Annotated in this window: 25 protein-coding genes and 1 riboswitch; of the genes, 11 read left to right on the forward strand and 14 right to left on the reverse strand. The window is 43.7% G+C overall.

The genetic code is table 11. The features are described 5' to 3' along the window. Positions 1 to 143 (reverse strand): metallothionein (locus ACEW9I_RS04105; RefSeq protein WP_373539117.1); only part of this gene is annotated, 143 nt, incomplete at its 3' end. Positions 144 to 300: 157 nt separating this feature from the next. Between ACEW9I_RS04105 and ACEW9I_RS04110 the strand changes: the two genes are divergently transcribed. Then, positions 301 to 561: a hypothetical protein gene (locus tag ACEW9I_RS04110; protein WP_373539094.1), complete on the forward strand. Its 261-nt coding sequence runs from the start codon at positions 301 to 303 to the stop codon at positions 559 to 561. A gap of 83 nt (positions 562 to 644) precedes the next feature. On the opposite strand, the gene ACEW9I_RS04115 is transcribed toward ACEW9I_RS04110, so the two are convergent. The 4 genes from ACEW9I_RS04115 to ACEW9I_RS04130 form a co-directional block, all read right to left on the reverse strand. Continuing rightward, entirely contained in the window at positions 645 to 860 is a 216-nt protein-coding gene (locus ACEW9I_RS04115; protein WP_373539095.1) for a hypothetical protein, read from the reverse strand. Positions 861 to 1,070: 210 nt separating this feature from the next. Then, positions 1,071 to 2,441 carry an alkaline phosphatase PhoX gene (locus tag ACEW9I_RS04120; RefSeq protein WP_373539096.1) on the reverse strand — a complete coding sequence of 457 codons (1,371 nt, stop codon included), beginning with the start codon at positions 2,439 to 2,441 and terminating at the stop codon, positions 1,071 to 1,073. A 150-nt stretch (positions 2,442 to 2,591) separates the two neighbouring features. Beyond that, the gene (locus ACEW9I_RS04125) at positions 2,592 to 3,377 is read right to left on the reverse strand and encodes an ABC transporter ATP-binding protein (RefSeq protein WP_373539097.1); all 786 of its coding nucleotides are present in this window, start codon (positions 3,375 to 3,377) and stop codon (positions 2,592 to 2,594) included. Beyond that, positions 3,374 to 4,468, reverse strand: coding sequence for an iron chelate uptake ABC transporter family permease subunit (locus tag ACEW9I_RS04130; RefSeq protein ID WP_373539098.1), 1,095 nt, complete (start codon positions 4,466 to 4,468; stop codon positions 3,374 to 3,376). The genes ACEW9I_RS04125 and ACEW9I_RS04130 overlap by 4 nt, the downstream gene beginning before the upstream one ends. Before the next feature lie 29 nt (positions 4,469 to 4,497). On the opposite strand from ACEW9I_RS04130, the gene ACEW9I_RS04135 reads away from it, so the two are divergent. Beyond that, the gene (locus ACEW9I_RS04135) at positions 4,498 to 5,205 is read left to right on the forward strand and encodes a hypothetical protein (RefSeq protein ID WP_373539099.1); all 708 of its coding nucleotides are present in this window, start codon (positions 4,498 to 4,500) and stop codon (positions 5,203 to 5,205) included. A 100-nt stretch (positions 5,206 to 5,305) separates the two neighbouring features. Here ACEW9I_RS04135 and ACEW9I_RS04140 read toward each other — a convergent pair whose 3' ends face one another. The 4 genes from ACEW9I_RS04140 to ACEW9I_RS04155 all read right to left on the reverse strand — a co-directional run bounded on the left by ACEW9I_RS04140 (position 5,306) and on the right by ACEW9I_RS04155 (position 10,300). Continuing rightward, the gene (locus tag ACEW9I_RS04140) at positions 5,306 to 6,292 is read right to left on the reverse strand and encodes an ABC transporter substrate-binding protein (RefSeq protein WP_373539100.1); all 987 of its coding nucleotides are present in this window, start codon (positions 6,290 to 6,292) and stop codon (positions 5,306 to 5,308) included. A gap of 331 nt (positions 6,293 to 6,623) precedes the next feature. Beyond that, positions 6,624 to 7,517 (reverse strand): ferredoxin, encoded by an 894-nt coding sequence (locus ACEW9I_RS04145; protein WP_373539101.1) that lies wholly within the window; start codon positions 7,515 to 7,517, stop codon positions 6,624 to 6,626. Positions 7,518 to 7,529: 12 nt separating this feature from the next. Beyond that, positions 7,530 to 9,650 carry a TonB-dependent receptor gene (locus tag ACEW9I_RS04150; RefSeq protein ID WP_373539102.1) on the reverse strand — a complete coding sequence of 707 codons (2,121 nt, stop codon included), beginning with the start codon at positions 9,648 to 9,650 and terminating at the stop codon, positions 7,530 to 7,532. Between the two features lie 248 nt (positions 9,651 to 9,898). After that, positions 9,899 to 10,300 carry a DUF1636 family protein gene (locus ACEW9I_RS04155; RefSeq protein WP_373539103.1) on the reverse strand — a complete coding sequence of 134 codons (402 nt, stop codon included), beginning with the start codon at positions 10,298 to 10,300 and terminating at the stop codon, positions 9,899 to 9,901. Between the two features lie 35 nt (positions 10,301 to 10,335). After that, positions 10,336 to 10,486, reverse strand: a riboswitch (cobalamin riboswitch). Between the two features lie 130 nt (positions 10,487 to 10,616). Between ACEW9I_RS04155 and ACEW9I_RS04160 the strand changes: the two genes are divergently transcribed. The 3 genes from ACEW9I_RS04160 to ACEW9I_RS04170 all read left to right on the forward strand — a co-directional run bounded on the left by ACEW9I_RS04160 (position 10,617) and on the right by ACEW9I_RS04170 (position 13,039). Next, on the forward strand, positions 10,617 to 11,390 hold the full coding sequence (locus ACEW9I_RS04160; protein WP_373539104.1) for a GTP-binding protein: 774 nt from the start codon (positions 10,617 to 10,619) through the stop codon (positions 11,388 to 11,390). Then, a complete protein-coding gene (locus ACEW9I_RS04165; protein WP_373539105.1) occupies positions 11,387 to 12,196 on the forward strand; it encodes a metallophosphoesterase in 810 nt (269 codons plus the stop codon). The genes ACEW9I_RS04160 and ACEW9I_RS04165 overlap by 4 nt, the downstream gene beginning before the upstream one ends. Before the next feature lie 123 nt (positions 12,197 to 12,319). Continuing rightward, a complete protein-coding gene (locus ACEW9I_RS04170; protein ID WP_373539106.1) occupies positions 12,320 to 13,039 on the forward strand; it encodes a metallophosphatase in 720 nt (239 codons plus the stop codon). A gap of 53 nt (positions 13,040 to 13,092) precedes the next feature. Here ACEW9I_RS04170 and ACEW9I_RS04175 read toward each other — a convergent pair whose 3' ends face one another. Then, a complete protein-coding gene (locus ACEW9I_RS04175) occupies positions 13,093 to 13,548 on the reverse strand; it encodes a DMT family transporter (RefSeq protein WP_373539107.1) in 456 nt (151 codons plus the stop codon). A 116-nt stretch (positions 13,549 to 13,664) separates the two neighbouring features. On the opposite strand from ACEW9I_RS04175, the gene ACEW9I_RS04180 reads away from it, so the two are divergent. The 4 genes from ACEW9I_RS04180 to ACEW9I_RS04195 all read left to right on the forward strand — a co-directional run bounded on the left by ACEW9I_RS04180 (position 13,665) and on the right by ACEW9I_RS04195 (position 17,036). Next, positions 13,665 to 14,156: a MarR family winged helix-turn-helix transcriptional regulator gene (locus ACEW9I_RS04180; RefSeq protein ID WP_373539118.1), complete on the forward strand. Its 492-nt coding sequence runs from the start codon at positions 13,665 to 13,667 to the stop codon at positions 14,154 to 14,156. A gap of 329 nt (positions 14,157 to 14,485) precedes the next feature. Next, positions 14,486 to 16,327 carry an ABC transporter ATP-binding protein gene (locus ACEW9I_RS04185; RefSeq protein ID WP_373539108.1) on the forward strand — a complete coding sequence of 614 codons (1,842 nt, stop codon included), beginning with the start codon at positions 14,486 to 14,488 and terminating at the stop codon, positions 16,325 to 16,327. Positions 16,328 to 16,416: 89 nt separating this feature from the next. Beyond that, on the forward strand, positions 16,417 to 16,656 hold the full coding sequence (locus ACEW9I_RS04190) for a type II toxin-antitoxin system Phd/YefM family antitoxin (RefSeq protein WP_373539109.1): 240 nt from the start codon (positions 16,417 to 16,419) through the stop codon (positions 16,654 to 16,656). Beyond that, a complete protein-coding gene (locus ACEW9I_RS04195) occupies positions 16,653 to 17,036 on the forward strand; it encodes a type II toxin-antitoxin system VapC family toxin (protein ID WP_373539110.1) in 384 nt (127 codons plus the stop codon). Before ACEW9I_RS04190 ends, ACEW9I_RS04195 begins: the two co-directional genes overlap by 4 nt. An 84-nt stretch (positions 17,037 to 17,120) precedes the next feature. Here ACEW9I_RS04195 and ACEW9I_RS04200 read toward each other — a convergent pair whose 3' ends face one another. After that, complete coding sequence (locus ACEW9I_RS04200) at positions 17,121 to 17,360, reverse strand: DUF2281 domain-containing protein (protein ID WP_373539111.1); 240 nt, start codon at positions 17,358 to 17,360, stop codon at positions 17,121 to 17,123. A gap of 313 nt (positions 17,361 to 17,673) precedes the next feature. Here ACEW9I_RS04200 and thrS point away from each other — a divergent pair, with 313 nt between their 5' ends. Together thrS and ACEW9I_RS04210 are read left to right on the forward strand one after the other, a co-directional pair. Beyond that, complete coding sequence (thrS, locus tag ACEW9I_RS04205; RefSeq protein WP_373539112.1) at positions 17,674 to 19,539, forward strand: threonine--tRNA ligase; 1,866 nt, start codon at positions 17,674 to 17,676, stop codon at positions 19,537 to 19,539. A 22-nt stretch (positions 19,540 to 19,561) separates the two neighbouring features. Next, on the forward strand, positions 19,562 to 19,942 hold the full coding sequence (locus tag ACEW9I_RS04210) for a DUF1636 family protein (RefSeq protein ID WP_373539113.1): 381 nt from the start codon (positions 19,562 to 19,564) through the stop codon (positions 19,940 to 19,942). Positions 19,943 to 19,974: 32 nt separating this feature from the next. On the opposite strand, the gene ACEW9I_RS04215 is transcribed toward ACEW9I_RS04210, so the two are convergent. The 3 genes from ACEW9I_RS04215 to ACEW9I_RS04225 form a co-directional block, all read right to left on the reverse strand. After that, complete coding sequence (locus ACEW9I_RS04215) at positions 19,975 to 20,379, reverse strand: Fur family transcriptional regulator (RefSeq protein WP_373539114.1); 405 nt, start codon at positions 20,377 to 20,379, stop codon at positions 19,975 to 19,977. Positions 20,380 to 20,504: 125 nt separating this feature from the next. After that, positions 20,505 to 21,338, reverse strand: a complete 834-nt coding sequence (locus ACEW9I_RS04220; RefSeq protein ID WP_373539115.1) for a metal ABC transporter permease — start codon at positions 21,336 to 21,338, stop codon at positions 20,505 to 20,507. A 30-nt stretch (positions 21,339 to 21,368) separates the two neighbouring features. Further along, a partial coding sequence (locus tag ACEW9I_RS04225; RefSeq protein WP_373539116.1) for a metal ABC transporter ATP-binding protein occupies positions 21,369 to 21,895 on the reverse strand: 527 nt, incomplete at its 5' end.

A 21,895-nucleotide genomic window follows, 5' to 3' on the forward strand; every position in this document is an offset into this window, starting at 1 on the left:
TGTCCGCAACCTTGTCCGGTAGTATGACCATTCGCACAAGCATCGCCGCAGTAATGTTTGCCGTCTTTGACGATCGCATCAGAGAGCGAAACGATACACAGGCAAGACTCACAAGCACATTTCATTTGGGTAACAGTAGACATGATGGTTCTCCTTTGAGTTGTCTGTATATCCTAACACATGAATGCGTATGCAGGTATTAGCGACTGGGAATCTTCACAATTTCCATTTGTTGTAAGAGTGCTGGAAATCGCTCAGACGGATTTATAATAGCGATCGAATCGCTGAAAACTATTTAAGATGAAATTATTTAACTTACTATGGCTACCTGCGGCTGGGGTAGTTGGAGCTAGCTATTTCGCTCAAGCTAATCAGCCCCAGCCGGAGACAACAACACTCAAAGCCTGGAAAATTCAACCAGTAGCAGCACCTGTTATCGATCCCAAATCTGCCCACCAAGCTTTACTCGCACGACAAAAGCAGCTTGCTGGAAAAACCTTTAGTTGTGATTGCAATGGCTGTAGAATGGCGGCACAGCAATTAGGCGTGACACTGAATTAGATCGCAAGTTCGCCAGATTTTACTTCTTGGCGAATCGCTGTTACACAATTGGTGCATCCACACCCAAATTTACTCAGAGCTGTTTACTGCAATCGGCGTTCGTAATTCAATGGTGAAATCCCGTCTTCAGTTGATTGGGAAGTATTAACTCGATTCTCTGGCACAGATGCTCCCTCTACAACTTGGCGATCTCGACCGCCAAAGTTTTGCAGTGGCATGGCATAACTGGGATCTGTAAATAGTGCAGCAGCTAGGATCGAACCAGTACAAGCAATTACGGTTAACTTATTTTTGTCCATTATCGGCGCGGGATGAGTGGATAGCACTATTGTATGCGACCGAAACTCAAATTTAAGTTTAATTCGATCGGGGAGGTGTATCGTTGACGTTGGCGTTGGCGTAGCCTGCCGTAGGCACAGCCTTTGCCTCAGCAAAAGCCTTCCCCTGGGGAAATCGAATCTAGTATGAATGCTAAATCCGATCGTTTTTACATCGATCGAGATCGTTAATTACACCTTTGCCCAATTGCCCCAGACTGCTAAAGTCAGCCCTGGATCGTAGATATTGACAAACATCGTGCGACCATCTGGGGCAAAACATGCTCCAGCAAATTCACTATTATCTCTGGCATTGCGGGCAAAAGTATAAACACCGCCTTGTGGGGTAATTCCGACTAATCTTTGTTCGCCTCTGCCATCTTCACAAGTTATTAAATGACCGTTAGGTGCGACTGTAATGTTATCGGGCATGTCGATAATATTATTGTCATTTGGTTCTAAAAATAGTTCGATGGAACCACCATTTTTAGCAGTTTTTCCAGGGGTATATTTCCAAATCTGACCGTTACCTCTGGCTTCTTGCCCTGGTGATACTGAGAGATTTGCCAAAACATTACCACCTTGAGTACAGGTAAAGTAAAAAGAACCATTAGTGTAACAGATGCCTTCCCCGCGCATAAATTGAGCTGCACCTTTGGTAAATCCTTCTCTCCGAACTGTATTTTCAGATGGATTTGGTTCTTCAATTCGTACCCATTCTACAGCGAATTTCTGTCGGATTGGAAAGTTTTGTTTGGTATTAACTTGAGGTTTACTAACAATTTTGAGGGCTTCAAGGATTCCGCCTGCGGCTAATTTTCCAGGCTGCTTGGGAATAAAACGATAGAATAATCCAGTCGGATCGTCTTCGGTTTGATAGACAATACCAGTGCGCGGATCGATCTCAATTGCTTCGTGGCGAAATCTTCCCATTGCTACCAAAGGTACTGGTAAAACTGGCGTTTGGCTATTTATCGGTACTTCAAAATTATATCCGTGAGGTTTGGTCACGATCCCTTTGCTCGCGTCTGGTATCCCTGGCATAGCAATATTTTCTTCGCAGCTAATCCAGGTACCCCAAGGCGTTGTACCACCAGAACAGTTGACGCTAGTCCCTGCTAAGGATACATATTCTTTAGTTAACTGCCGATTTCGATCGATCGTGAGAGTTGTAGTGCCGCCCTTACAATTAGAATCGTACATGAAATCGAGAGCGGCGATTACCCGTGACTTATCATTCAGACGAAGTTCGTGATTGCGGACTAAAATTGTGGAACCATTCTTGCCTGCAAAAGCAGCCATCCCATCAAAGTTACTTGGTGCGCTCGTCCCATCACTCATCTGCTTACCGCTTTGAGAAACGATTTTGTAACTAAATCCCGCTGGTAGATCTAGAATTCCGCGAGGATCTTTGACTAAGGAACCGTACCCCCTAACTTGCGGCGATTTGACTACCGATATTGCGGCAGATTGGCGATACAGACTTTCTAATCCAGCTAAGACAAAGCTACTGCTAGTACCTGCACCAGCCAGTGCCAGGAAATGACGACGGGAAATAGACATAGGGAAAATTATCAATTGGTGTCGATATCGCTGACAGAATTATATCAATTACTCAGGAGAGTGCGTCTTCACTTTGTAATCTGCACTGATTATTTCTCATCCTGTAGAACCATAAAATTTAGACGTTTTCATCTCTAGCTGTAGTATTTATTAAATGCTGGCTAATGGACAAAGCTGCAAGCCCACAGGAGTGTCAATAATCGCCACCTGTACGCCAAAGACTTCGGCGACTATTTCGGGCGTAATTACGATTTCAGGGATGCCAACGGCGACTAGAGAGCCATCTTTGAGCATTGCCAATCTGTCGCTGTACCGGATCGCCAGATTCAGCTCATGAAGGACGGTAACGATGGTTAATCCTTGTTGCTGTTGGAGATCTTTGAGTAGGGTGAGTAGTTCGAGTTGATAGCGGAGATCTAGATAGGTAGTTGGCTCGTCGAGTAGTAACACGCGGGGATTTTGAGCCAGAGCCAGAGCTAAAAATGCGCGTTGACGTTCGCCACCAGAGAGAGATTCAACCGATCGATCTGCAAATTGAATTACTTGTGTTAATATCATGGCTCGATCGACTTGAGATCGATCTACTGCTGTTAGCTCCCATTGGTACCAAGGTTGATGGGGGGTGCGCCCCAAGCTGACTAATTGCTGTACGGTTAAGCCGCTCGGTATCGTCTGTTGTTGGGGCAGTAGAGCCATTTTCTGGGCGACAAGATGTGGGGGTTCGGTATGAATTGCCTTACCATCGAGCCAGACGATGCCCTGCTGTGGTTTGAGCAAATGACTGAGGAGTTTGAGCAGAGTAGATTTACCAGAACCGTTACCACCCAATAAGCTCAACCATTCACCGCGATCGAGTTGTAAGTTTAATTGATGGATAATCGATGTTGTTTGATATCCACCAGTCAGATTTTCAGCAATTAATAAGGCTTGACTCATGAGGATAAATTCCGCTGTTGATGAAGAATAATCCAAGCAATAATCGGTGTGCCAATTAGTGCCGTAACTGAGTTAATCGGCAACACAGATCGTCCTCCAGGCATTTGAGCGATAATATCTGCTACCAGTGCAAAACTGCCTCCCACGAGACTCGCCGCCGGAAATAACCAGCGCAAATCGGCGGTTCGCAATAATCCCCGACACAGATGGGGTACCGATACGCCAATAAACCCGATCGGGCCACAAAAAGCTGTTACGATGCCAGCTAGGAGTGAGGAGCTAACTAGTACTAGTAGACGCAATCGCTCGATCGAAATTCCCAGACTTTGCGCTTGGGTTTCTCCCAATAGCAACGGATTTAGCGACGGTGCGACGAGAATTGCCAGGATTAAACCACTCAAAATGCCGATACTCATTATCGGCAACTGCTCCCAAGTCACCCCACCAAAACTACCCGTCGTCCAATTGAGATAGGATTTGACAGGCTCGGCGGTACTAAAATAGAGCAACAGCTCCACCATCGCCCCAGTACCATAGCCAAATAACAGCCCCAGCACCAATAAACTCGTCGAACTCTGCACTCGCCGCGCGACGACAATTACCAACCCCGTCACGATTCCCGCACCTAAACACGCAGCAAAGATCGTACTATAACTGCCGATCGCCCCTAAACTAGCTAAACTGATACCAAATAACTGCGTACCCAAGATCGCTAAAGCAACACCCAAACTAGCCCCCGCACTAATTCCTAGTACAGATGGCCCCGCGAGGGGATTATTAAATATGGTTTGCAGTTGCAATCCACTAGTAGATAGAGCGGCTCCGGCTAATACGGCGGTAATTGCTTTGGGTAGTCGAAATTGGATGACAATATCGCTCCAAGACTCTTTTTGGGGGATGCCACCTAGTAAAATAGTGATGACATCACCCAAGGGAATAGATACCGAACCCATTGCTAAACTAGTCAAGAAGATCGGAATTGGTAGGATGAATAACAGTCCTAAAACAATCTGATGACGCTTTATTCTCGGCCTTTTTAATGTCGCTGGCTGTCGGTCGATCTGTTGTGGTGGTGCTGGATTAATTGGCATGAATTCTCGATCTTCGATCGGTTGATTAGTTGTTTTTTCCCATTAACAAGGAGTATGTGATGATCCTGATTCAACGTTACTTGGTGCCAATGCTTGCTTGTCTCCCGCTTTCTGTCCGCAGCAGCCAGATCGTAATGCTGTTAACATGTCAAGCCTCTAATGCTCGGCAGCATTTTGAAACTGAACAAACAACATTTAAGTTACAGTCTGTTGTACTCGGCATCGGCATCGCCATTGCTATCGGCTTGCAAGGCACCACTGCGGCGGCGGCATCGGGCTACGGCACGCGGCAACGGCCAGCACCTTGCCCAAAGGATCGCACCGCGCCGACTGCCGGACCACTGAGACTGGAACAAGCGAAGGCTCACTTTCGCTGCACCAATGAAGGCGAAGTGACGTTGGCTGCTGAGCGGTCGATTTTGTTTCTGGTCGGGGATCTCGACATGCGGCTGGCGAACAAGCCGCGAACTGTGAGTGTAAACGATATCATTGGCTATCAATCGGGTTTCAAAGGTCACATTGAAATCAGCCGCGAATGGCCAGTCTACGACATAAAGGCTAGCTACCGAGAGACAACCTGCCACAGCCATGGCTACGAGCCGGGACCCTCATGCACGACATCCTTTCAGTCGATGAGTGCTGGACTGTGCTTCCGTGACACCATGGGCGACTGGTATTGCCGCTTGCACCGTGATAGCTGGCGTACCAAGAAGCCAGTGAGCGACACCAGCCGCTGAGTGGCGGTTCTCGGGGATTGCCTTTTTTAGAGAACATAGGTAATTGGTGGTTGAGATCGTTGGGTTTCATGTTCATTCAACCCAACCTATGGGTTGTTATTTAATTCAAAGGTCGATAATAAACAAATTGATGCTTTGGTAATAATTCTGGATGCAAAGCTTTGACTAAATCTGCTAATACTATGTCAGGATTTGCAGTTCCTCCTTCCCAAAAATCATTGCCGCCAGTTAGATTCATTCTTGCCGTGGGATTAAATAATTTGGCATTTTTTACTGCGCTAAATTTGGCATACCTGCGATCGGTATTAGTTACATCATTAATACTGCGCCAATCTCGACTACTATTAAGCCAGACTTCCGCTGTCTGCGCTCGATCGAATACCTGCTCGAAACTCAAATTGATACTACCTGTCGTTCGATCGTCTTTCCAGATATAATCACCCCCTGCATCACTAATAAATCTCGCTGAATAACTATCACCGCCAGGAATATACCAAGTACCGCGACTATCGAAGCCAGAGAAAACTGTGGGTTTGTTTTTGGCTTGCTGGGCAATTTTAGCGATCGAATTATATCTACTTTCCATCTGGCTAAATACTCGCTCTGCCTCAGCCTCACGATTAAAAAATAATGCCATGAATTTCAACCATTCCGCTCTACCTAATGGCGATGATTCCATATATTCAGCAATAATCGCGACGGGTAAACCTGCTTCGATTAATTTGGGATGACTATCTGATTTAGGATTGCCCACCCCGTAAGTCGTAACTAACTCAGGTTTAATTTCTAAGACTTTCTCGACATTAGTATTATTGCTTCTACCTACTTCCTGCAATTTTCCAGCTTTGATTTTTGCGACTACGCTGGGTGTATTAACTTGGTTGAAATCGCTAACACCAATCAATCGATCGACTAAACCCAATTTGTCTAATAATGGTAAATGAGTTGTAGACATCACTACCACTGAATTAACTGGAACTTGGACGATTTGGGATTTATCGAATCCTGGTGGGATCGGCGTATTGCATTGAACTAATACATATTGAAAAGTGGTGTCGGCATTACGCCAGGGATTTTTAACTGACACCACCTTATAGTTACGATGATATTCGACTGTAAATCCTTTAGATTGAGTTACTTTGACTTTATCAGGGAAGTAATCAACTTGAGGATCGTAAACAGTCGAGCATTTAGAATTCGAGGCTATAGAATTTGATTGTTTTTGCTGTCGATTGCAAGCTGATAATGATACCCATCCGATCCAACTTATGAGCAATATAGATCGCCAGAATTTAATTTTACTACAGCGGTAACGCTTCGTTTTTTCCTCATCTTCATACTCCTATCTTCATGATGCGAGGATATCAGTCATAATCAACAAGGTAGGGGCAATTCATGAATTGCCCCTACCTTGTTGATTATGACTGCGGATATAAATGCCGTTCTACTTTCTGATTTTCAACTACGTGTTGAGTAACAATTTCCTTCGCTACATCTGGAGTTACTCGTGCATACCAAGTATGTTCGGGATCGCGATCGTCACCCGAATAAAATACAATTGGCCCCATCTTACAGACCTCTAGACAGCCAGAAGCAATCAATTCAATGTTTTCTAATCCTGACGCTGATAACTGCTGTTCTAGAGCCTCATATACCGATTTCCAGTCGCGTCCGGCATTGCAACGAGTCGATCGACATACCGATATATACGGACGATTTAAAGGATTAAATTCATAAGGAATATCCAGCGTACCCAATACATAAATCTGGCGCAACTTATCGTACAATCCTAACTTAGCTAAATTAGGTTTATGCTCTGGTAATAAATCTTCCCCTTCACCGATAAAGGCATTAGGTAGAAATATTGTCATCATCTTTTCACCACTACCATTCCAGAACTGAATTCCCCAGCTTCGCGCCTCACCTTCAGAATTCAATCGTCGGGACAAAGCCGCCCGACTTACCCGTCGCACTTGACGCAAAGATTCAGGAGTACGCCCAGTTGCGCCACCCTGATTTTCGGCAACACACAGGTGCATGTGCCAACTTTCGGTAACTACCGTTAAATAGCCATCATAAATCCGACAAATCTTCGGTGCAGCGGTAAATTCCAACTCCAAAACGCTTCCATCTACCATGTGCCCTAAGCCTACTTCTTGCCAATGTTCTTGAAACAATGAATGCAGAAGTGGGCCGAGCACATCTAGATCTGTGGGAAAATCTTCATACTCGATCGAATTACCATTATAGGTATCCTCTCGTTCAGTTTTACCTAATGGTTGAATCCGACGTTCAAAAGTTGCAACTGTCATCAAATTATCCTCCTAAAATTTCCAATCGATCCCCGTCCGAAATGTCCTCCCGGCATCGGGGAAGCCAGCAAACAGTTCGTACCTCTGGTCAAAAATATTCTGAATGCTAGCATTGAGTGTTACACTGCGATCGCTATTAAGTGGCGCGACAAAGTTAGCGTCAAAACTAGTAAATCCAGGTAAAAACTCTGTGTTTATATTATTAGTTGGATAACCGCCGAGCGAATTTAAAGCGAGAGATCCATACCAACCAAAGGTATTTTCATAAGATAGCCCCATGCTTAATTTATCTGCACCTGCAAATCGCAATTCTTTACCTACTACCGCCGGACTTGTATCTTGTTTAATTTGCGGACTATTAATAGTGTAGTTAACAAATCCATACACATTTGGGGCAATTCTAGCATTTAAAGAAGCTTCGATCCCTTGCGTTTGTAATTCACCGATATTAGTAAAAGTTCCCGATACGCCATTTACAGCCGGAGTGATGCTTTGAAAGGCAACTAGATTGTTAATATTATTTTGAAACGCCGTTAATCTTAATAAACCAAAGTTTCCCAATTTCTGGTCTACCCCAACATCGAAACTATTACCAGTTTCCGGCAACAAATTAGGGTTGCCAAGAAAGGTAGGATTGGCTGAAAATAAATTTGATAGCGTCGGTGTGCGGAAGTTCCGAATATAGTTAGCCCGCAGAGTTGTTGCTGAATTGACATCCCATTTAACGCCTAGTGCGGGAGAAGTCGCGCTACCATTTGTCAAGCTACTAAAATCTTGTCTGAGTCCTGCTGTTGCCCGTATTTGAGGACTGAGATCGACATTATACTGAGCGAATAATGCTCCCTGTGAAATAGTCCCATCATAGCCGACTGTTTGAGTGCCGCTAGCAATATTGTTAGTGGTATCACGATTATTTGTGTTGCGATAATCGAAACCATAAGTAATGTTTTGAGTGGGTGTAAGCTGCCAGTTATGTTGAGTTTGAATGCCTAATGATTTTTGTTTGTTATCAAACTGACGTTGAATTTGGGGCGTAACCGATTTAACTACTTGCCCGTTGGTAACGGAGAGTGTTTCGGCAAAAGCCGTGCGGCTATCAAAGCGTGTACTCAAACTATCATAATAAACTCGCCCCGTTAGAGTAGAATCATTACTATTGCCGAGTTTTTGGTCTATCCCGACATCAAATAAAATTTGGTCGTTATATTTCCGATTGGCATCAGTGAGCGAGTTAAAAAATCCTTGCCCAAATTGAGGACTGGGAATCGGTACGCCGCCAGGTGTACCTTGATTTTTGGATAATACTATCCCTGTGAAATTTACTTTTGTGCGATCGCTAACATCGACATCTGCCCGTACTCGTAAGTTATTATAAATAGCATCATTATTCGTGCGCGTCCCTGAAAAATTGGCGGAAGGAATCGAATATGCGTAGTTATTATTCGCTTGAATGCGATCGTAACCAATCTGCCAGCCGACATTTCCATCTTTTTTACCAACATTAACACCGAATTTGGTATAGCCGAGATTGCCCACTTCTGCTTGGGCACCAAACGTTAGTTTATCGCTCGTCGCTCGACTGGTAACGATATTAATAATACCGCCGATCGCATCCGAACCATAGAGAGTAGAACCACCACCAGGTAATACTTCAATTCGATCGACTATACTCGTCGAAAATTCACCCAAATCGAACCCGCCCGAACCCAAATTATTAATCGGGCGACCATCCAATAAGATTAACACCTGATTGGTATTGCTACCCCGAATAGATTGCCCACTCAGAGCATTTATCTCAGTACCCACCGTCCCCGCACCCAGAATCCCTGGTAAGGATTGGAGTGCTTCGCGCACCGTGCGCGCTCCTTGCGCTTTAATTTCATCTTTGTTGATAACGTAAGCAGGACGGGTAGAGTCTTTGAGTGTCCCTTCTTTGCGGAAGGGGGAATAAATGGGTTTGTTTAATAACCTTTCGCCGTAGACGTTAATTTCTAAGTCTTCAACTTTTTCTGGCTGGGGCGCGGGAGGTTGTTGGGCTAGGCTAGATTTCTTGGCATCCAAACTCAATCCCAATAATACAGCTATGACGAGGATTTCAATCGATCGGAGATAATTGATATTTTTAACGGACATGGATCTGTTTACCTGAAAGGATTACGGTCTAATTTTGCGAGTTTAGCGAGTCGATCTTGATGCCTAAATTTATGAGAGTGATAATCATTCTCATAATATATCATCAAAGCCACAGATCGATCGCTTAAAATATAGTTGCTAAAATTTCTCACTAAAAGTCTCAATAAACCTCTAGTAACTAACTTGGGGTGACTGCCAGTGACAAGCATTATCTATACCTAGACAGCACCACGACGAAAAGGTTTTGCTTAAATACTGACTGGGCGTTCGATACTAGGAACGATCCCAATTACACTTTTTCTGAGTCGTTCGGGACGTTCCGACCACTTCATTGCACCGTCTGGCTGACGATGGTAAAGACTAGCACACTCCAAAATCGACTGAGATACCTCAGCTAGAGAGGTGCGATCTAGATCTCCAAATAGGTAAGTAGATTTACCAGCCGCCGCAAAAGCAACGACACAGGGACGACTGCACGCGCCCATACATTTAACTGCTTTGACCTCAAAGTCTTGTGCTAATTGGCTTGTAGCTAGTCGATCCGTCAATTCTTGGTGGAGTAAATAACCGCCGCTGTTGCCTACTTCTCTGCCATTTTGCCAATTGCCAGCGCAAGATTGACACACGAAAATTGTGTGTTTGTCATCCATAATATTTTTCCCCTCTGTGCCTCGCAGAATATAAGTTGGGATCGATCGATATCGGTGGGTGTTCTGACTAATCGACTACCGCAGGTAATCGAAACACAGTTGCGGGACAGCGTTGGGTTTGCACCAAACTTTCCCCATTACTTTCGATCGATAATCTCGATCGAAACCGAATCTACTCTCAACACAGTACCATAGGTTGTCAAACCTGTTGCGAGTTAATGATAACTATTTGCAAATTAAGACAGTTTGGCAAGAATGATTATCATTCCTGTTATTTATGATATGCTGGTAAAGTTTCCATTCATCTTCGCAGTTCATGGATCGGTACCCCATCTACCTCGTGACAGGGCCATGCGGTTCTGGCAAAACTACCTGGATTCACCAACAACTTACCACCAGCACCGAACCTAGTGCTTATATCTGCTTGGGTGCTGATGCTACCCCGATCGATCTGACTTATATTACAGCAACTTGCCCCCATGTCAAACCGATCTCGGCTGGCGCATCCTGGACGCAGCTAGCCGAGATTCAACCGCTGTATGTTGAGATTGCGCTCCAACTGGATCTAGCCACACTGAAATTACCTGTAGATATCGAATCTTGTCAACGAATTGCGATCGTTCCAAAGGGTTTAATTGAGAGTGAATATCACGATTGGGCGACTCAAACTCTCATCAGTGAAGTTACCGAAAAAAATGTCGCGCTAACTGCCTTGCCCCGCTTTGGATTGACAGGGGAAGTACTAGATCCAGCTAGTTTAAACATATTTTGGGATGAATTAATTCAGGGAGCTTACGGTGAAGTTGCCAGAGCTAAAGGTGTTTTTGAGATTGTTGATGGTCGATCGTTTTATTTTAGCTTTGGAGTAGGTTTTCCCGATTGTACTTATTTTGAATTGCCGTTACTGCCAGTCTTGAGCGGCAGACCGACAAGGTTTAGTGGATTGGAAGTTGTGGGAAATAATTTGCAACCTCAGCTAATTATGGAAACACTAGAAGACTGCGGTTTAGATGATAACGCCCTGGCATATTATCAGGAACAAATTAAATCTCAATTATCAACCGAATCACCAGAGGAAGCACTAGTATGAAAATAGCAGTAATGTCTTGCATTCATGGTAACTATGAAGCTTTGAATGCAGTATTGTCCGATATCGATAAACAACGTGCCGATAAAATATTTTGTTTGGGCGATTTGGTCGGTTATGGGCCTCATCCAAATGCAGTTGTCGAGATGATTCGCTCCCTAGATATTCCTACCGTACAGGGCTGTTGGGATGAAGATATCGTCGAAGGTTTGAATGCTTGCGAGTGCAGCTATCCATCGATTTTGGCAGAGAAAAGAGGCAAGAAAGCACATGAATGGACAAATGACAAAATTAATCCTGAAGTGCGCGAATATCTGGCACAACTACCTCTAAGTTTGCGTGAAGATAATCTTTGTTTCGTGCATGGTAGCCCTCACAATCAACATGAGTATTTGATGCCAGAAGTAAATGCTTTTACTGCTTTAGAACGGGTGATGGCTACAGGTGCAGATGTCCTGTTTTGCGGGCATACTCACGTTCCCTATGTGCGGACGCTGGATGCTGGGCAGTTAGCTGTGAAAGTTCAACAGCCAGAGGGAAGTTCTACGAAGCAATTTACCGCACCGCTGAAGCAGATTATCAATGCGGGTTCTGTCGGCGAACCGCGTCACGGTCGTCCGAATGCAACTTATGTAATTTATGACACGGACGATAAATTAACCACGCTGCGAGAGGTGGAATATGACTACCAGCTTACTTGTCAGGCGATTATCAACAACGGGCTACCAGCTATTTTTGCATGGCGGTTGGCGCAGGGTTTGGAATATGCAGAACGCGCTGAAGATCCGACTCATGTGTGCGAACGATAAATATCTTAAAAACTAGCGTTGTTACAAACCCGACTTTTTTGAAAAGTCGGGTTTGTGCCCTCACAGATATGGCGACTGCGGTAAGTAATAAATAATAACTAATAACTAATAAGCATAATCTAGATGTGGGCGATCGCAAGTGGAATTGAGGGTAATTTAGCTGCATACGAGGCAGTGGTGGCAGACTTGCGAAAGTCGCGCCAAGAAGTGGAAAATTTTTATCTAATCGGCGATATTATCGGCCCAAAAGTTGAAAGTAATAGACTCGTCAAAAGAATTCAGCAGCCGCGTCAAGGCGAACCAACACCACTAGTTTGTCAGGGATGGTGGGAAGAACAAATATTAATTCTTCATGCCTTGGGGCGGACGGGAGAGCCAACAGAACTAATCGATCGATATGGGATCGACATGACGAAAACGCTGTGGGATGCGATCGATCCTAATACTCTAGAATGGGTAAGTTCTCTAGAATTTGGATTTGTAGAGCTAGATTGCTTTTTGATTCATGGTAGTTCGCTTTCAGTTAGCGATGAATTGACACCAACGATCGATCCAATTCAGGCGATCGATCGACTATCGCGAATGGATGCAAATCAACTATTCTGTGGACGATCGGGTTTGGCATTTGAATATAAAATTGAATCTGGCAGTCTGAATAGTCAAGTTCAAACCTTAGATAAATTAACCGATTCAATTCCGACGGTATTAAGTCCCCGTCGAATTATTGGGGTAGGTTCGGTGGGAAGGATTGAAGGGAAAGCTAGCTACACGCTCTATCATCCAGGGAGTAATAAGTTGGAGTTTAAAACGGTTCGCTATGGAGCTAAAAAAGGCTTTGGTTAGATCGTTAAATTCGATCGCGGATCGGTAACGGGTGAATGGGAACGTTAGGTCACTCAACGCTTTGCATAGGCGATTAACGAAACGCCCAGAAACACAATTACAACTCCGCCAATTCGTGTTGGACTGGCTGGATACTTTGTTAACCCAAGTGCGCCATAGTTGTCTAGAACCAGCGCCGCGACCATTTGCCCTGCGAAGGTTAGCGCGAGTGTAAGTGTGGCTCCGATTCTCACCGTCGCCACAATAGTTGACCACACATACAATGTTCCTAAACAGCCACCAGTCCACATCCACCAGGAGCTTTGATTTATGGCAGCCGAAGTGGGCAGCGGATACCGTGCGACGAGACAGATAAAGAGTGCTGTTAGCGTTCCCACAAGATACGAAACAAATGTAACTTGCATCGGCTCGCCGACATAGCGTCGCAGCAACGTGTTGAGCGCGACTTGGATCGGGATGAAGGCACCACCAATGAGCGCGGCTAACAGGTAAATCGTTCGTTCGTTCATATCGGCACCTCGATCGTTATTTATCTTAAAGTTAAGATACTTGATATTAAAATTGTAGCGGTTATTTTGATGTCAAGATATTTAGTGTCGAGAAACTTAGAGCAGTGAGCTAGATGATGGAGTCCGATGCAGTCGATAAGATTTTGTTGCAGTGGCAACGGGAGCGTTCTGACTTAGATGTGTCACCGATGGGGATTATTGGCAGGATCGGGAGACTGTCCAAACACTTCGATCGATCGATTCAAGAGATAGTCTCAGAATTTGGTTTGAATGGTGGAGAATTCGATGTGTTGGCTACATTACGCCGCTCTGGGCAGCCGTATCAGCTTTCTCCGACTGAGCTATTCAATACCTTAATGATTTCATCCGGTACGATTACCCATCGGCTCGATCGATTAGAACGAGCCGATCTGGTGAAGCGTATTGCCGATCCCAGCGATCGTCGCGGCACGCTAGTTCAATTGACCGATCGAGGTTTTAACTCGATCGATCGAGCTGTTGAGGCTCATGTTGCCAATACACATCGCCTCATTACCGTTTTAGACGAAGCCGAACGTGAAGTTCTGGCTCAATTGTTGCGAAAGCTGTCGATTTCGTTTGAGGAGTAGCGATCGAGCTTAATTTGAGGCTGAATAAAGTTGCTAGACCATTATCTAACCCAAGTTGCCACCTATAACTCCAGCGGTTAGAAACCGCCGCTCGGAGTGCAAAGTCCGCCTTCGCGGACTGAATTATTAGTCCACGAAGGCGGACTTCGCATCATCAGCCGCGACTTTAGTCGCAGGCAAAGAATGGGTAGCAACTTGGGTTATCTAGAAGAATAGAACCCATCGTCTACAATTGAGTGAGATGGTGTATTCTCATTTAAACTTAGACTGAGAATTTTGGATGTTAAACGTGACGGTTGATAAAATTCAGCGCGATCCCTCTAACTAATATGACTCCGTTACAACCAGCTAAAATAAGTATTTATCAAACGTTCGAGCAAATTATTCTAATTATTTGCAAGGCTGCTCCATTTGAATTAGCCAGTTTAATTTTTCTAAGCGTAATTACAGGATCTGGCCCATCAGTATCTCTGTTTTTCAATAAAATTGTAGTTGATGAGCTGATTCAGATTACAGTTAAAAAATCTCCAGATGCCTTCAACACTCTGTTGTCAGAGCCAAAACTACTGTCTAGTTTAGCTTTGATGCTAATCGTAAATATCCTTGTTGACGCTCTAAAACCTGCTGCTAATATTATGTCTCCAACATTAAAGGAGGCAGTAGAAGGATTTATTAAATCGAAAGTTATTAGCAAAGTTGCTCAGTTTAACGATCTTGCTTTATTTGAAACTCCATATTTGCTGAATATACTTAAATTAGCTGAACGAGGTATGAAAGATATACCAGAGTTCATGTATCTCGTTGTAGAAGTAATTATTGGCATGTTTATATTAATTCCTTCTGTTGCCTTGTCATTTTCAATTTCATGGTGGATTCCAGTCCTGTTGATTTTATCTTCCATACCATCACAAATCGTCAGTACAACATATACAAAGAAAAGTTGGTCGATTGAAGAGACTCAAGCAGATTCTATCCGGCTTTTAGATATATACACATCACTAATGCTGAGTGAAACATACGCCAAAGAAATCAGACTATTTTCACTTGAGTATTTATTAATAGAGAAGTGGAAAAGCGTTTACTATTCCCTGTATCAAAAGATGAGAAAATTGCGCTTGCAAGGTGCTATATTATCATTTTTTTGGTCTTTGCTTGAGGGTATTGGTATTGTAATCCCCTACATTTATATAATCATCGGAGTTATTAAGGGCAGTTATTCAATTGGTGACTTAGCACTTTATAGTGGCTTGATTCTACAAATACGCATCGGAATGAGACTTGCATTAAATTCTTTTAATAGTATTTATAGCATTGCATTATCCGTTCGTCCGATTTTTTATTTGTTAAGCTTGGAGCCATCAATTGTAAATGAAACTCAATATATTTTTGATAACAATGGAATTCAATCATCCGATCAAGGCATTCAAATTAAAGGATTAACATTTACTTATCCTGGCGGCGATCGACCTACTCTAAATGATATTAACTTAAATATTCTTCCTGGAGAAATGCTAGTGCTGGTGGGTGAAAACGGAGCGGGTAAAACAACTTTAGCAAAGCTGCTCTGCCGATTTTACGATCCACAACAAGGTCAGATTATCTGGAATGGTCGGGATTTAAAATCGCTATCATTAACAGATCTTCGCTCTCATCTTGCTGTCGTTATGCAAGATTACGCTCATTTTCCAGCAAACTTACGCGAGAATGTTGGTTGGGGTTATTTACCAAAATCAGCTGATAATCCAGCAATCCAAGCTGCTCTTCAAAAAGTCGGCATGATGTCCCTAATTGATTCCCTAGACAAAGGATTAGAAACACCTCTGAGTAGACAGTTTGAGCATGGGATAGATTTATCAGGCGGTCAGTGGCAGCGGATTGCGATCGCTCGCGCACTTTTGCGTTTGAGTGAAGCTGAACTAGTAATTTTTGACGAACCTACAGCAGCGATCGATCCTAAAAACGAACATGACATTTATGAAATACTGCGGGGGATTACCAAAGAACGGATGTCAGTTGTCATCAGCCATCGTCTGGGATTGGCAAAGATTGCAGACCGAGTGATAGTCATGGAACACGGACGAATTGTAGAAGAAGGTTCACATGAAGAACTGATGCTTCAAGGAGGACGCTACCATACTATGTTCACGCGCCAGATGAGCTATTATCAGTAGATTCCGATCGAAAAGACTGCACCACTACTCATCGTCTACAATTAAGTGAGACGGTGTATTCTTTTTTGAACTTAGACTGAGGATTTTGGATGTTAAACGTGACGGTTGACGAAATTCAGCGCGATCCTTCAAAGTATTTGCGTCAAGTGGAAGCAGGTGAAACTTTTGTGATTCTTCAAGCAGATAAAGCGATCGCTGAACTTAGACCCATTTCGTTAAGTGGTAAGCAGTTACGACCGTTCGGCTTGTGTGCTGGTGAGTTCACCGTCCCTAAAGATTTTGATGAACCTTTGCCAGAAGAGATTTTGAGTGCGTTCGAGGGCAAATGAGAATTTTGCTAGATACGCATATCTTTTTGTGGTTCATCAGTGGCGATAGTCAGTTATTCACTGATGTTCGGGATGCCATTCGCGATCCAGAAAATGAGGTTTATTTAAGTGCAATTTCAGTCTGGGAAGCAATTGTCAAATACCAGTTGGGCAAACTACCTCTGCCAGAGCATCCCGAAACATATTTACCCAAGCAGCGCGATCTACATCAAATTGCCAGCCTTGCTCTTGATGAAAGTAGTGTAATGCAATTGGCTAAGTTGCCCCCATTACATCGCGATCCATTTGACAGAATGCTTATCTGTCAAGCCCTGCAAAATGGTCTAACAATTGCGACAGTAGATTCAGCCGTTCGTGCTTACCCAGTTAGCCTAATGTAGCAAATCAGTCATCGCTGGCTTCAGGCTGGGATTTCCAGCTACATACCAAATCAAAATGTGAGGATCGATGAGCAGGTTCATAGACTATTGATAATCAGCAAATTCTTCCAGGGGGGCATCAAAGTCACTTGCGATCGTGACTTTCACTTTAAGAATGCCGAAACCATTGCGTTTCGGGGCTTTAGGCTGACTTCCAATCTGGGTGGCTGCGCTAACACGGCGGGAAGTCAGATACTCAACATAGTGCAATGCTTCGACTTGGAGCGGTTCGGGGAGCTGCAAGAGAAGTAAATTAATACTCGTGATTGCGTTGGTTCGTGACATGCCGCCTGCCTCTTTGTCTATCGGTTCTATTTTAGCCTAGATCGGTTGGTGGCAGCCGCTGGTGGAAACTGTCGGATTGCTGGATGGATTACGGAGATACGATGCCGGACGTATAACAATCCCGCTGCACCGGAACGAATCAGTCGATCGGTGAGTTGCGTGGGTTATCTGCGTTTGGTGAGCGGGAACGTGATATTGCTGAAATAATAACTACACGACGATTACCTTTGGTAGGCTACGCCAACGCATCGAAAAAGACTGCACCACTACTCTACTTAGGTTATCATGATAATGATTATCATTCTAGAACAGTATGGTCAGTTCCCTAACCCCGCCCACTCGCCAGTTAGAACCGCAAGACATCCAGAAACTAGCTCTCATCCGCCATACTTGCGCTCACATTATGGCGATGGCAGTCCAGAAGCTATATCCAGGGACAAAAGTGGCGATCGGCCCCGTGACGGAAACAGGCTTCTTTTATGATTTTGATAGTCCTGTCACCTTTACCCGCGATAATTTTCCCAAGATTATTAAGGAAATGCGGCGGATCATTAAAGCCAACTTACCAATTGTGCGAGAAGTTGTCAGTAAAGATGATATTAGAGCTGAAATCGCTGACTTAGGCGAACCATATAAATTAGAAATTCTCGACAGTATTCCCGATGGCGAGATTATTACTCGTTATTTTATTGGTAGTCCAGATACAGGTAAATTACCTAAACCTGATGTGCCCATAGAACCCTCTTTATTATCACCAACAATTATTCCCCCTCAAGCTACGTGGTGGGATTTGTGTGCTGGCCCGCATGTCAATTCTACAGGTGAAATCGACCCAAATAGCTTTGCATTAGAAAGTCTAGCGGGGGCTTATTGGCGAGGAGATGAAACCAAACCAATGCTGCAACGGATCTATGGCACTGCTTGGGAAACACCCGAACAATTAGCAGCGTATCTAACTCAAAAAGAAGAAGCACTCAAACGCGATCATCGTAAGCTGGGGCAAGAATTAAAACTATTTAGCATCCAAGAAGATGCAGGTGGTGGTTTAGTATTCTGGCATCCACGGGGAGCGAAAATTCGCTATATCATCGAAGATTATTGGCGGAAAGCACATTTAGATGCAGACTATGAATTGCTCTATACACCCCACATTGCTAACCTAGATTTGTGGAAAACATCGGGGCATTTTGATTTCTATCAAGAGAGTATGTTTGACTCGATGGATGTGGATGAAAGAGCTTATCAAATTAAGCCGATGAATTGTCCATTTCATGTGTTGACATATAAACATGAGCTGCATTCTTATCGGGAGTTACCGCTGCGGTGGGCGGAGTTAGGGACGGTTTATCGGTACGAGCGATCGGGTGCATTACATGGGTTGATGCGCGTGAGAGGATTTACTCAAGATGATGCTCATGTATTTTGTTTGCCGGAACAAATTGCTGCGGAAATTTTGAGAGTTTTAAATCTCACCGAACAGATTTTATCTGATTTTGGATTTAATGATTATGAAATAAATCTATCTACTCGTCCTGAGAAATCAGTAGGAGCGGATGAGGTATGGGAATTGGCGACAAGTGCCTTAATTGAAGCTTTAGATACTAAGGGCTGGAATTATAGTATCGATGAAGGTGGTGGTGCTTTTTATGGCCCTAAAATCGACCTGAAAATCAAAGATGCGATCGGACGGTTATGGCAATGTTCGACGATTCAGGTAGACTTTAATCTACCCGAACGGTTTGAGATGGAATATGTGGCGGCGGACAATACCAGAAAGCGACCAATTATGATTCATAGGGCAATCTTTGGCTCTTTGGAACGCTTCTTTGGGATTTTGATTGAAAACTATGCTGGTAATTTTCCGCTGTGGTTGGCACCAATTCAACTGCGGTTATTACCTGTGACTGAGGAAGTGCGAGATTATTGCGATCGAGTCACAAATACGCTCAAACAAGCTGGCTTTCGAGTCGAACTAGATCGTAGTCACGAACGTTTGGGTAAAATGATTCGCACGGCAGAATTAGAAAAGATTCCAGTGGTAGGCGTAATTGGGATGAAGGAAATGGAAACCCAAACCTTGAGTATTAGAACTAGAAAAGGTGGAGATTTGGGAGTGCTTAATCTTGAAAACCTTCAACAAAAAATGCAAGAGGCAATTCAAACTAAGAGTTCTTTATGATTCGATCGGATAAGAGTAACCTATGACTAAACACGCTTTATATATTTGTAAATCTTGCTCCTTTTCCCTGACACAACGAGATTATCTGGGCGAACGCGGCGGTAAACATTTGTTCGATCGACTGGCTCAACTGTATCAAAATTGGTTTTTAAAAGCTGACTTTGCGCTCGAAGAGTTAGTCTGTTTAAGTGCTTGCAAACGACCTTGTGCGATCGCTTTGACTGGAGCGGGGAAGATGAGCTTGATGTTTGGCGATTTACCGCCGCTAAATAGTGCAGATGCAATCCTCAAATTGTGCGAACAATATCATGCAAGTACAAATGGAATTGTACCGCGACAGGAGCGACCAGAGATTTTACAACAGGGGATTTTGGCTAGAATTCCACCTCCTCCGGTTCGATAAAGTAATAAGTAAATACTTGACTTCTGAAGATATTAATTTTCTGCTGCTTGACAAAATGTACACAAACCAAAAAAGTCTAAAGTATGATAAAAAACTTTGATTGAGTGTTTTTGAGCCAACTCAGCTTCGACTTTGCAAACTGGACAAGCATCAATTGTCATCGATTTACTGCATTGCAAACAAGTGAAGTAATGCTGATGTTTTTGAACTAGACTATACAAAGACTCGCCCTCGATCGAATTCCGACTCTGTACCAATCCTTGCAATCTCAATACTTCTAGTCCGCGATAGACAGTTGCTAGTCCTAGCGTTTTATGGCTAGCCCGCAATTGGACATATAAATCTTGGGTCGAAATTTCACCATCGATTGTTTCGAGTGTTTTGAGAATGCGCTGTTGGTGAGGAGTTAATCGTGCGATAGAACCAGTACTACTCATAATATCAATTTTAAATAAAAATCACTGTCTTATTTAATTATACAACAACAATTATTGTCCACTATCCATTAGTAAATTACTACTTTATATATCTAATTTGACACTGGGATGGAAGGAACTATTAATTAGGAGGGCAATCGAAATCGCTGGGTTAGAATACCTTGGGAGGGACTAAATAATAATGCGAGGATAAATAATCCTGAAGATACAATTACGATTGCTGGGCCAGATGGTACGTGCTTGAGATAAAAACTAATATATACCCCGCTTAGACTCGCAAACGCACCCACAATCATCATTTGATGCAACTCTTTGACTAGTAAATATGCTGTCAAAGCTGGCCCAACTAATAACGAAATTACTAAAATTACACCTACTGCCTGCATACTAGCGATAATTGTCAGCGTAATTGCGGACATAAATCCGAGATGAATAATTCTAACTGGTAAGCCCATCGCTTCAGCTCCAGTTCGATCGAATGTATAGAATAACAGCTCTTTATAAGATAACCAAACTGCTGTCAGAATTAACGCAGTGACAATTGCTGTCCGATAGATGTCGGTTGTCGTCGTACCCAGAATATCACCAAAGAGAAAACTATCTAGATCGATATTATTTCTAAGTACAGAAATCAAAATAATTCCGACCGAAAAGAAACTAGAAAAGGTTAGAGCCATCGCTGCATCGACTTTGACTCTCGATTGCGATCGAATCCAGGAAATAGTCCCCGCACCCATGATGCCAGAAATAAACGCCCCGATCGCAATATCTATACCCAAAAAGAAGGAAAGTGATAATCCTGGCAATACAGCATGGGCGATTACATCTCCATACAATGCCATCCGTTGCACGATTAGATAACTACCGACTACCGGACATAAAATACCGACGAGAATGCCAATGACGATCGCATATCGCATGAATTCATACTGCCAAGGCTCGATCGGAAAATTTAGCATATTAGGATTAATGATTGAAACAGCGATCGATTAACAGAATAAATCGGCTCCAGGATCTCGGTTGCCATGCTGATGAAATGAGACACCATAAGCCTGTTTCAGATTGGCAGGAGTCATTACCTGTGCGGGCGAACCATCGGCAATCAGACTTTGATTGAGTAGTAGAATTCGATCGAGTTGACTCAACGATTTTCCCCACTCGTGGGTACTAACTAACAGAATTTTACCTGCTGTTCTCAGTTCGCCAAAAACTTCCAGCAGTACGGCTTCAGTTTTTTTATCGATGCCAGTAAATGGCTCATCAAATAAGAATAAATCTGCTTGTTGCGCCAGTGCGCGGGCTAAAAATACGCGCTGTTGTTGCCCACCAGAAAGTTCGCCAATTTTGCGATCTTTGAGATCCAACATCCCGACTTGATCGAGTGCTGCATTGACAATTGCCTTCGCTGCGGCACCTGGACGCCGGAACCAGCCTAGTTGGCGGGTACGCGCCATCATCACCACATTCTGGGCAGTAATCGGATAATCCCAATCCACCTGCGATCTCTGGGGCACAT

The sequence above is a fragment of the Chamaesiphon sp. genome (assembly GCF_041738855.1).
Classification (GTDB): domain Bacteria; phylum Cyanobacteriota; class Cyanobacteriia; order Cyanobacteriales; family Chamaesiphonaceae; genus Chamaesiphon.

What these genes read in the sequence shown, in the direction of transcription:
- ACEW9I_RS04120 (WP_373539096.1), bottom strand. Translation starts at nt 2,441, where the DNA reads ATGTCTATTTCCCGTCGTCATTTCCTGGCACTGGCTGGTGCAGGTACT.
- ACEW9I_RS04190 (WP_373539109.1), top strand. Translation starts at nt 16,417, where the DNA reads ATGTTAAACGTGACGGTTGACGAAATTCAGCGCGATCCTTCAAAGTAT.
- ACEW9I_RS04180 (WP_373539118.1), top strand. Translation starts at nt 13,665, where the DNA reads ATGGAGTCCGATGCAGTCGATAAGATTTTGTTGCAGTGGCAACGGGAG.
- ACEW9I_RS04220 (WP_373539115.1), bottom strand. Translation starts at nt 21,338, where the DNA reads ATGCTAAATTTTCCGATCGAGCCTTGGCAGTATGAATTCATGCGATAT.
- ACEW9I_RS04150 (WP_373539102.1), bottom strand. Translation starts at nt 9,650, where the DNA reads ATGTCCGTTAAAAATATCAATTATCTCCGATCGATTGAAATCCTCGTC.
- ACEW9I_RS04200 (WP_373539111.1), bottom strand. Translation starts at nt 17,360, where the DNA reads ATGTCACGAACCAACGCAATCACGAGTATTAATTTACTTCTCTTGCAG.
- ACEW9I_RS04175 (WP_373539107.1), bottom strand. Translation starts at nt 13,548, where the DNA reads ATGAACGAACGAACGATTTACCTGTTAGCCGCGCTCATTGGTGGTGCC.
- ACEW9I_RS04110 (WP_373539094.1), top strand. Translation starts at nt 301, where the DNA reads ATGAAATTATTTAACTTACTATGGCTACCTGCGGCTGGGGTAGTTGGA.
- ACEW9I_RS04170 (WP_373539106.1), top strand. Translation starts at nt 12,320, where the DNA reads ATGTGGGCGATCGCAAGTGGAATTGAGGGTAATTTAGCTGCATACGAG.
- ACEW9I_RS04130 (WP_373539098.1), bottom strand. Translation starts at nt 4,468, where the DNA reads ATGCCAATTAATCCAGCACCACCACAACAGATCGACCGACAGCCAGCG.
- ACEW9I_RS04185 (WP_373539108.1), top strand. Translation starts at nt 14,486, where the DNA reads ATGACTCCGTTACAACCAGCTAAAATAAGTATTTATCAAACGTTCGAG.
- ACEW9I_RS04155 (WP_373539103.1), bottom strand. Translation starts at nt 10,300, where the DNA reads ATGGATGACAAACACACAATTTTCGTGTGTCAATCTTGCGCTGGCAAT.
- ACEW9I_RS04195 (WP_373539110.1), top strand. Translation starts at nt 16,653, where the DNA reads ATGAGAATTTTGCTAGATACGCATATCTTTTTGTGGTTCATCAGTGGC.
- ACEW9I_RS04210 (WP_373539113.1), top strand. Translation starts at nt 19,562, where the DNA reads ATGACTAAACACGCTTTATATATTTGTAAATCTTGCTCCTTTTCCCTG.
- ACEW9I_RS04160 (WP_373539104.1), top strand. Translation starts at nt 10,617, where the DNA reads ATGGATCGGTACCCCATCTACCTCGTGACAGGGCCATGCGGTTCTGGC.
- ACEW9I_RS04125 (WP_373539097.1), bottom strand. Translation starts at nt 3,377, where the DNA reads ATGAGTCAAGCCTTATTAATTGCTGAAAATCTGACTGGTGGATATCAA.
- ACEW9I_RS04115 (WP_373539095.1), bottom strand. Translation starts at nt 860, where the DNA reads ATGGACAAAAATAAGTTAACCGTAATTGCTTGTACTGGTTCGATCCTA.
- ACEW9I_RS04145 (WP_373539101.1), bottom strand. Translation starts at nt 7,517, where the DNA reads ATGACAGTTGCAACTTTTGAACGTCGGATTCAACCATTAGGTAAAACT.
- ACEW9I_RS04165 (WP_373539105.1), top strand. Translation starts at nt 11,387, where the DNA reads ATGAAAATAGCAGTAATGTCTTGCATTCATGGTAACTATGAAGCTTTG.
- ACEW9I_RS04215 (WP_373539114.1), bottom strand. Translation starts at nt 20,379, where the DNA reads ATGAGTAGTACTGGTTCTATCGCACGATTAACTCCTCACCAACAGCGC.
- thrS (WP_373539112.1), top strand. Translation starts at nt 17,674, where the DNA reads ATGGTCAGTTCCCTAACCCCGCCCACTCGCCAGTTAGAACCGCAAGAC.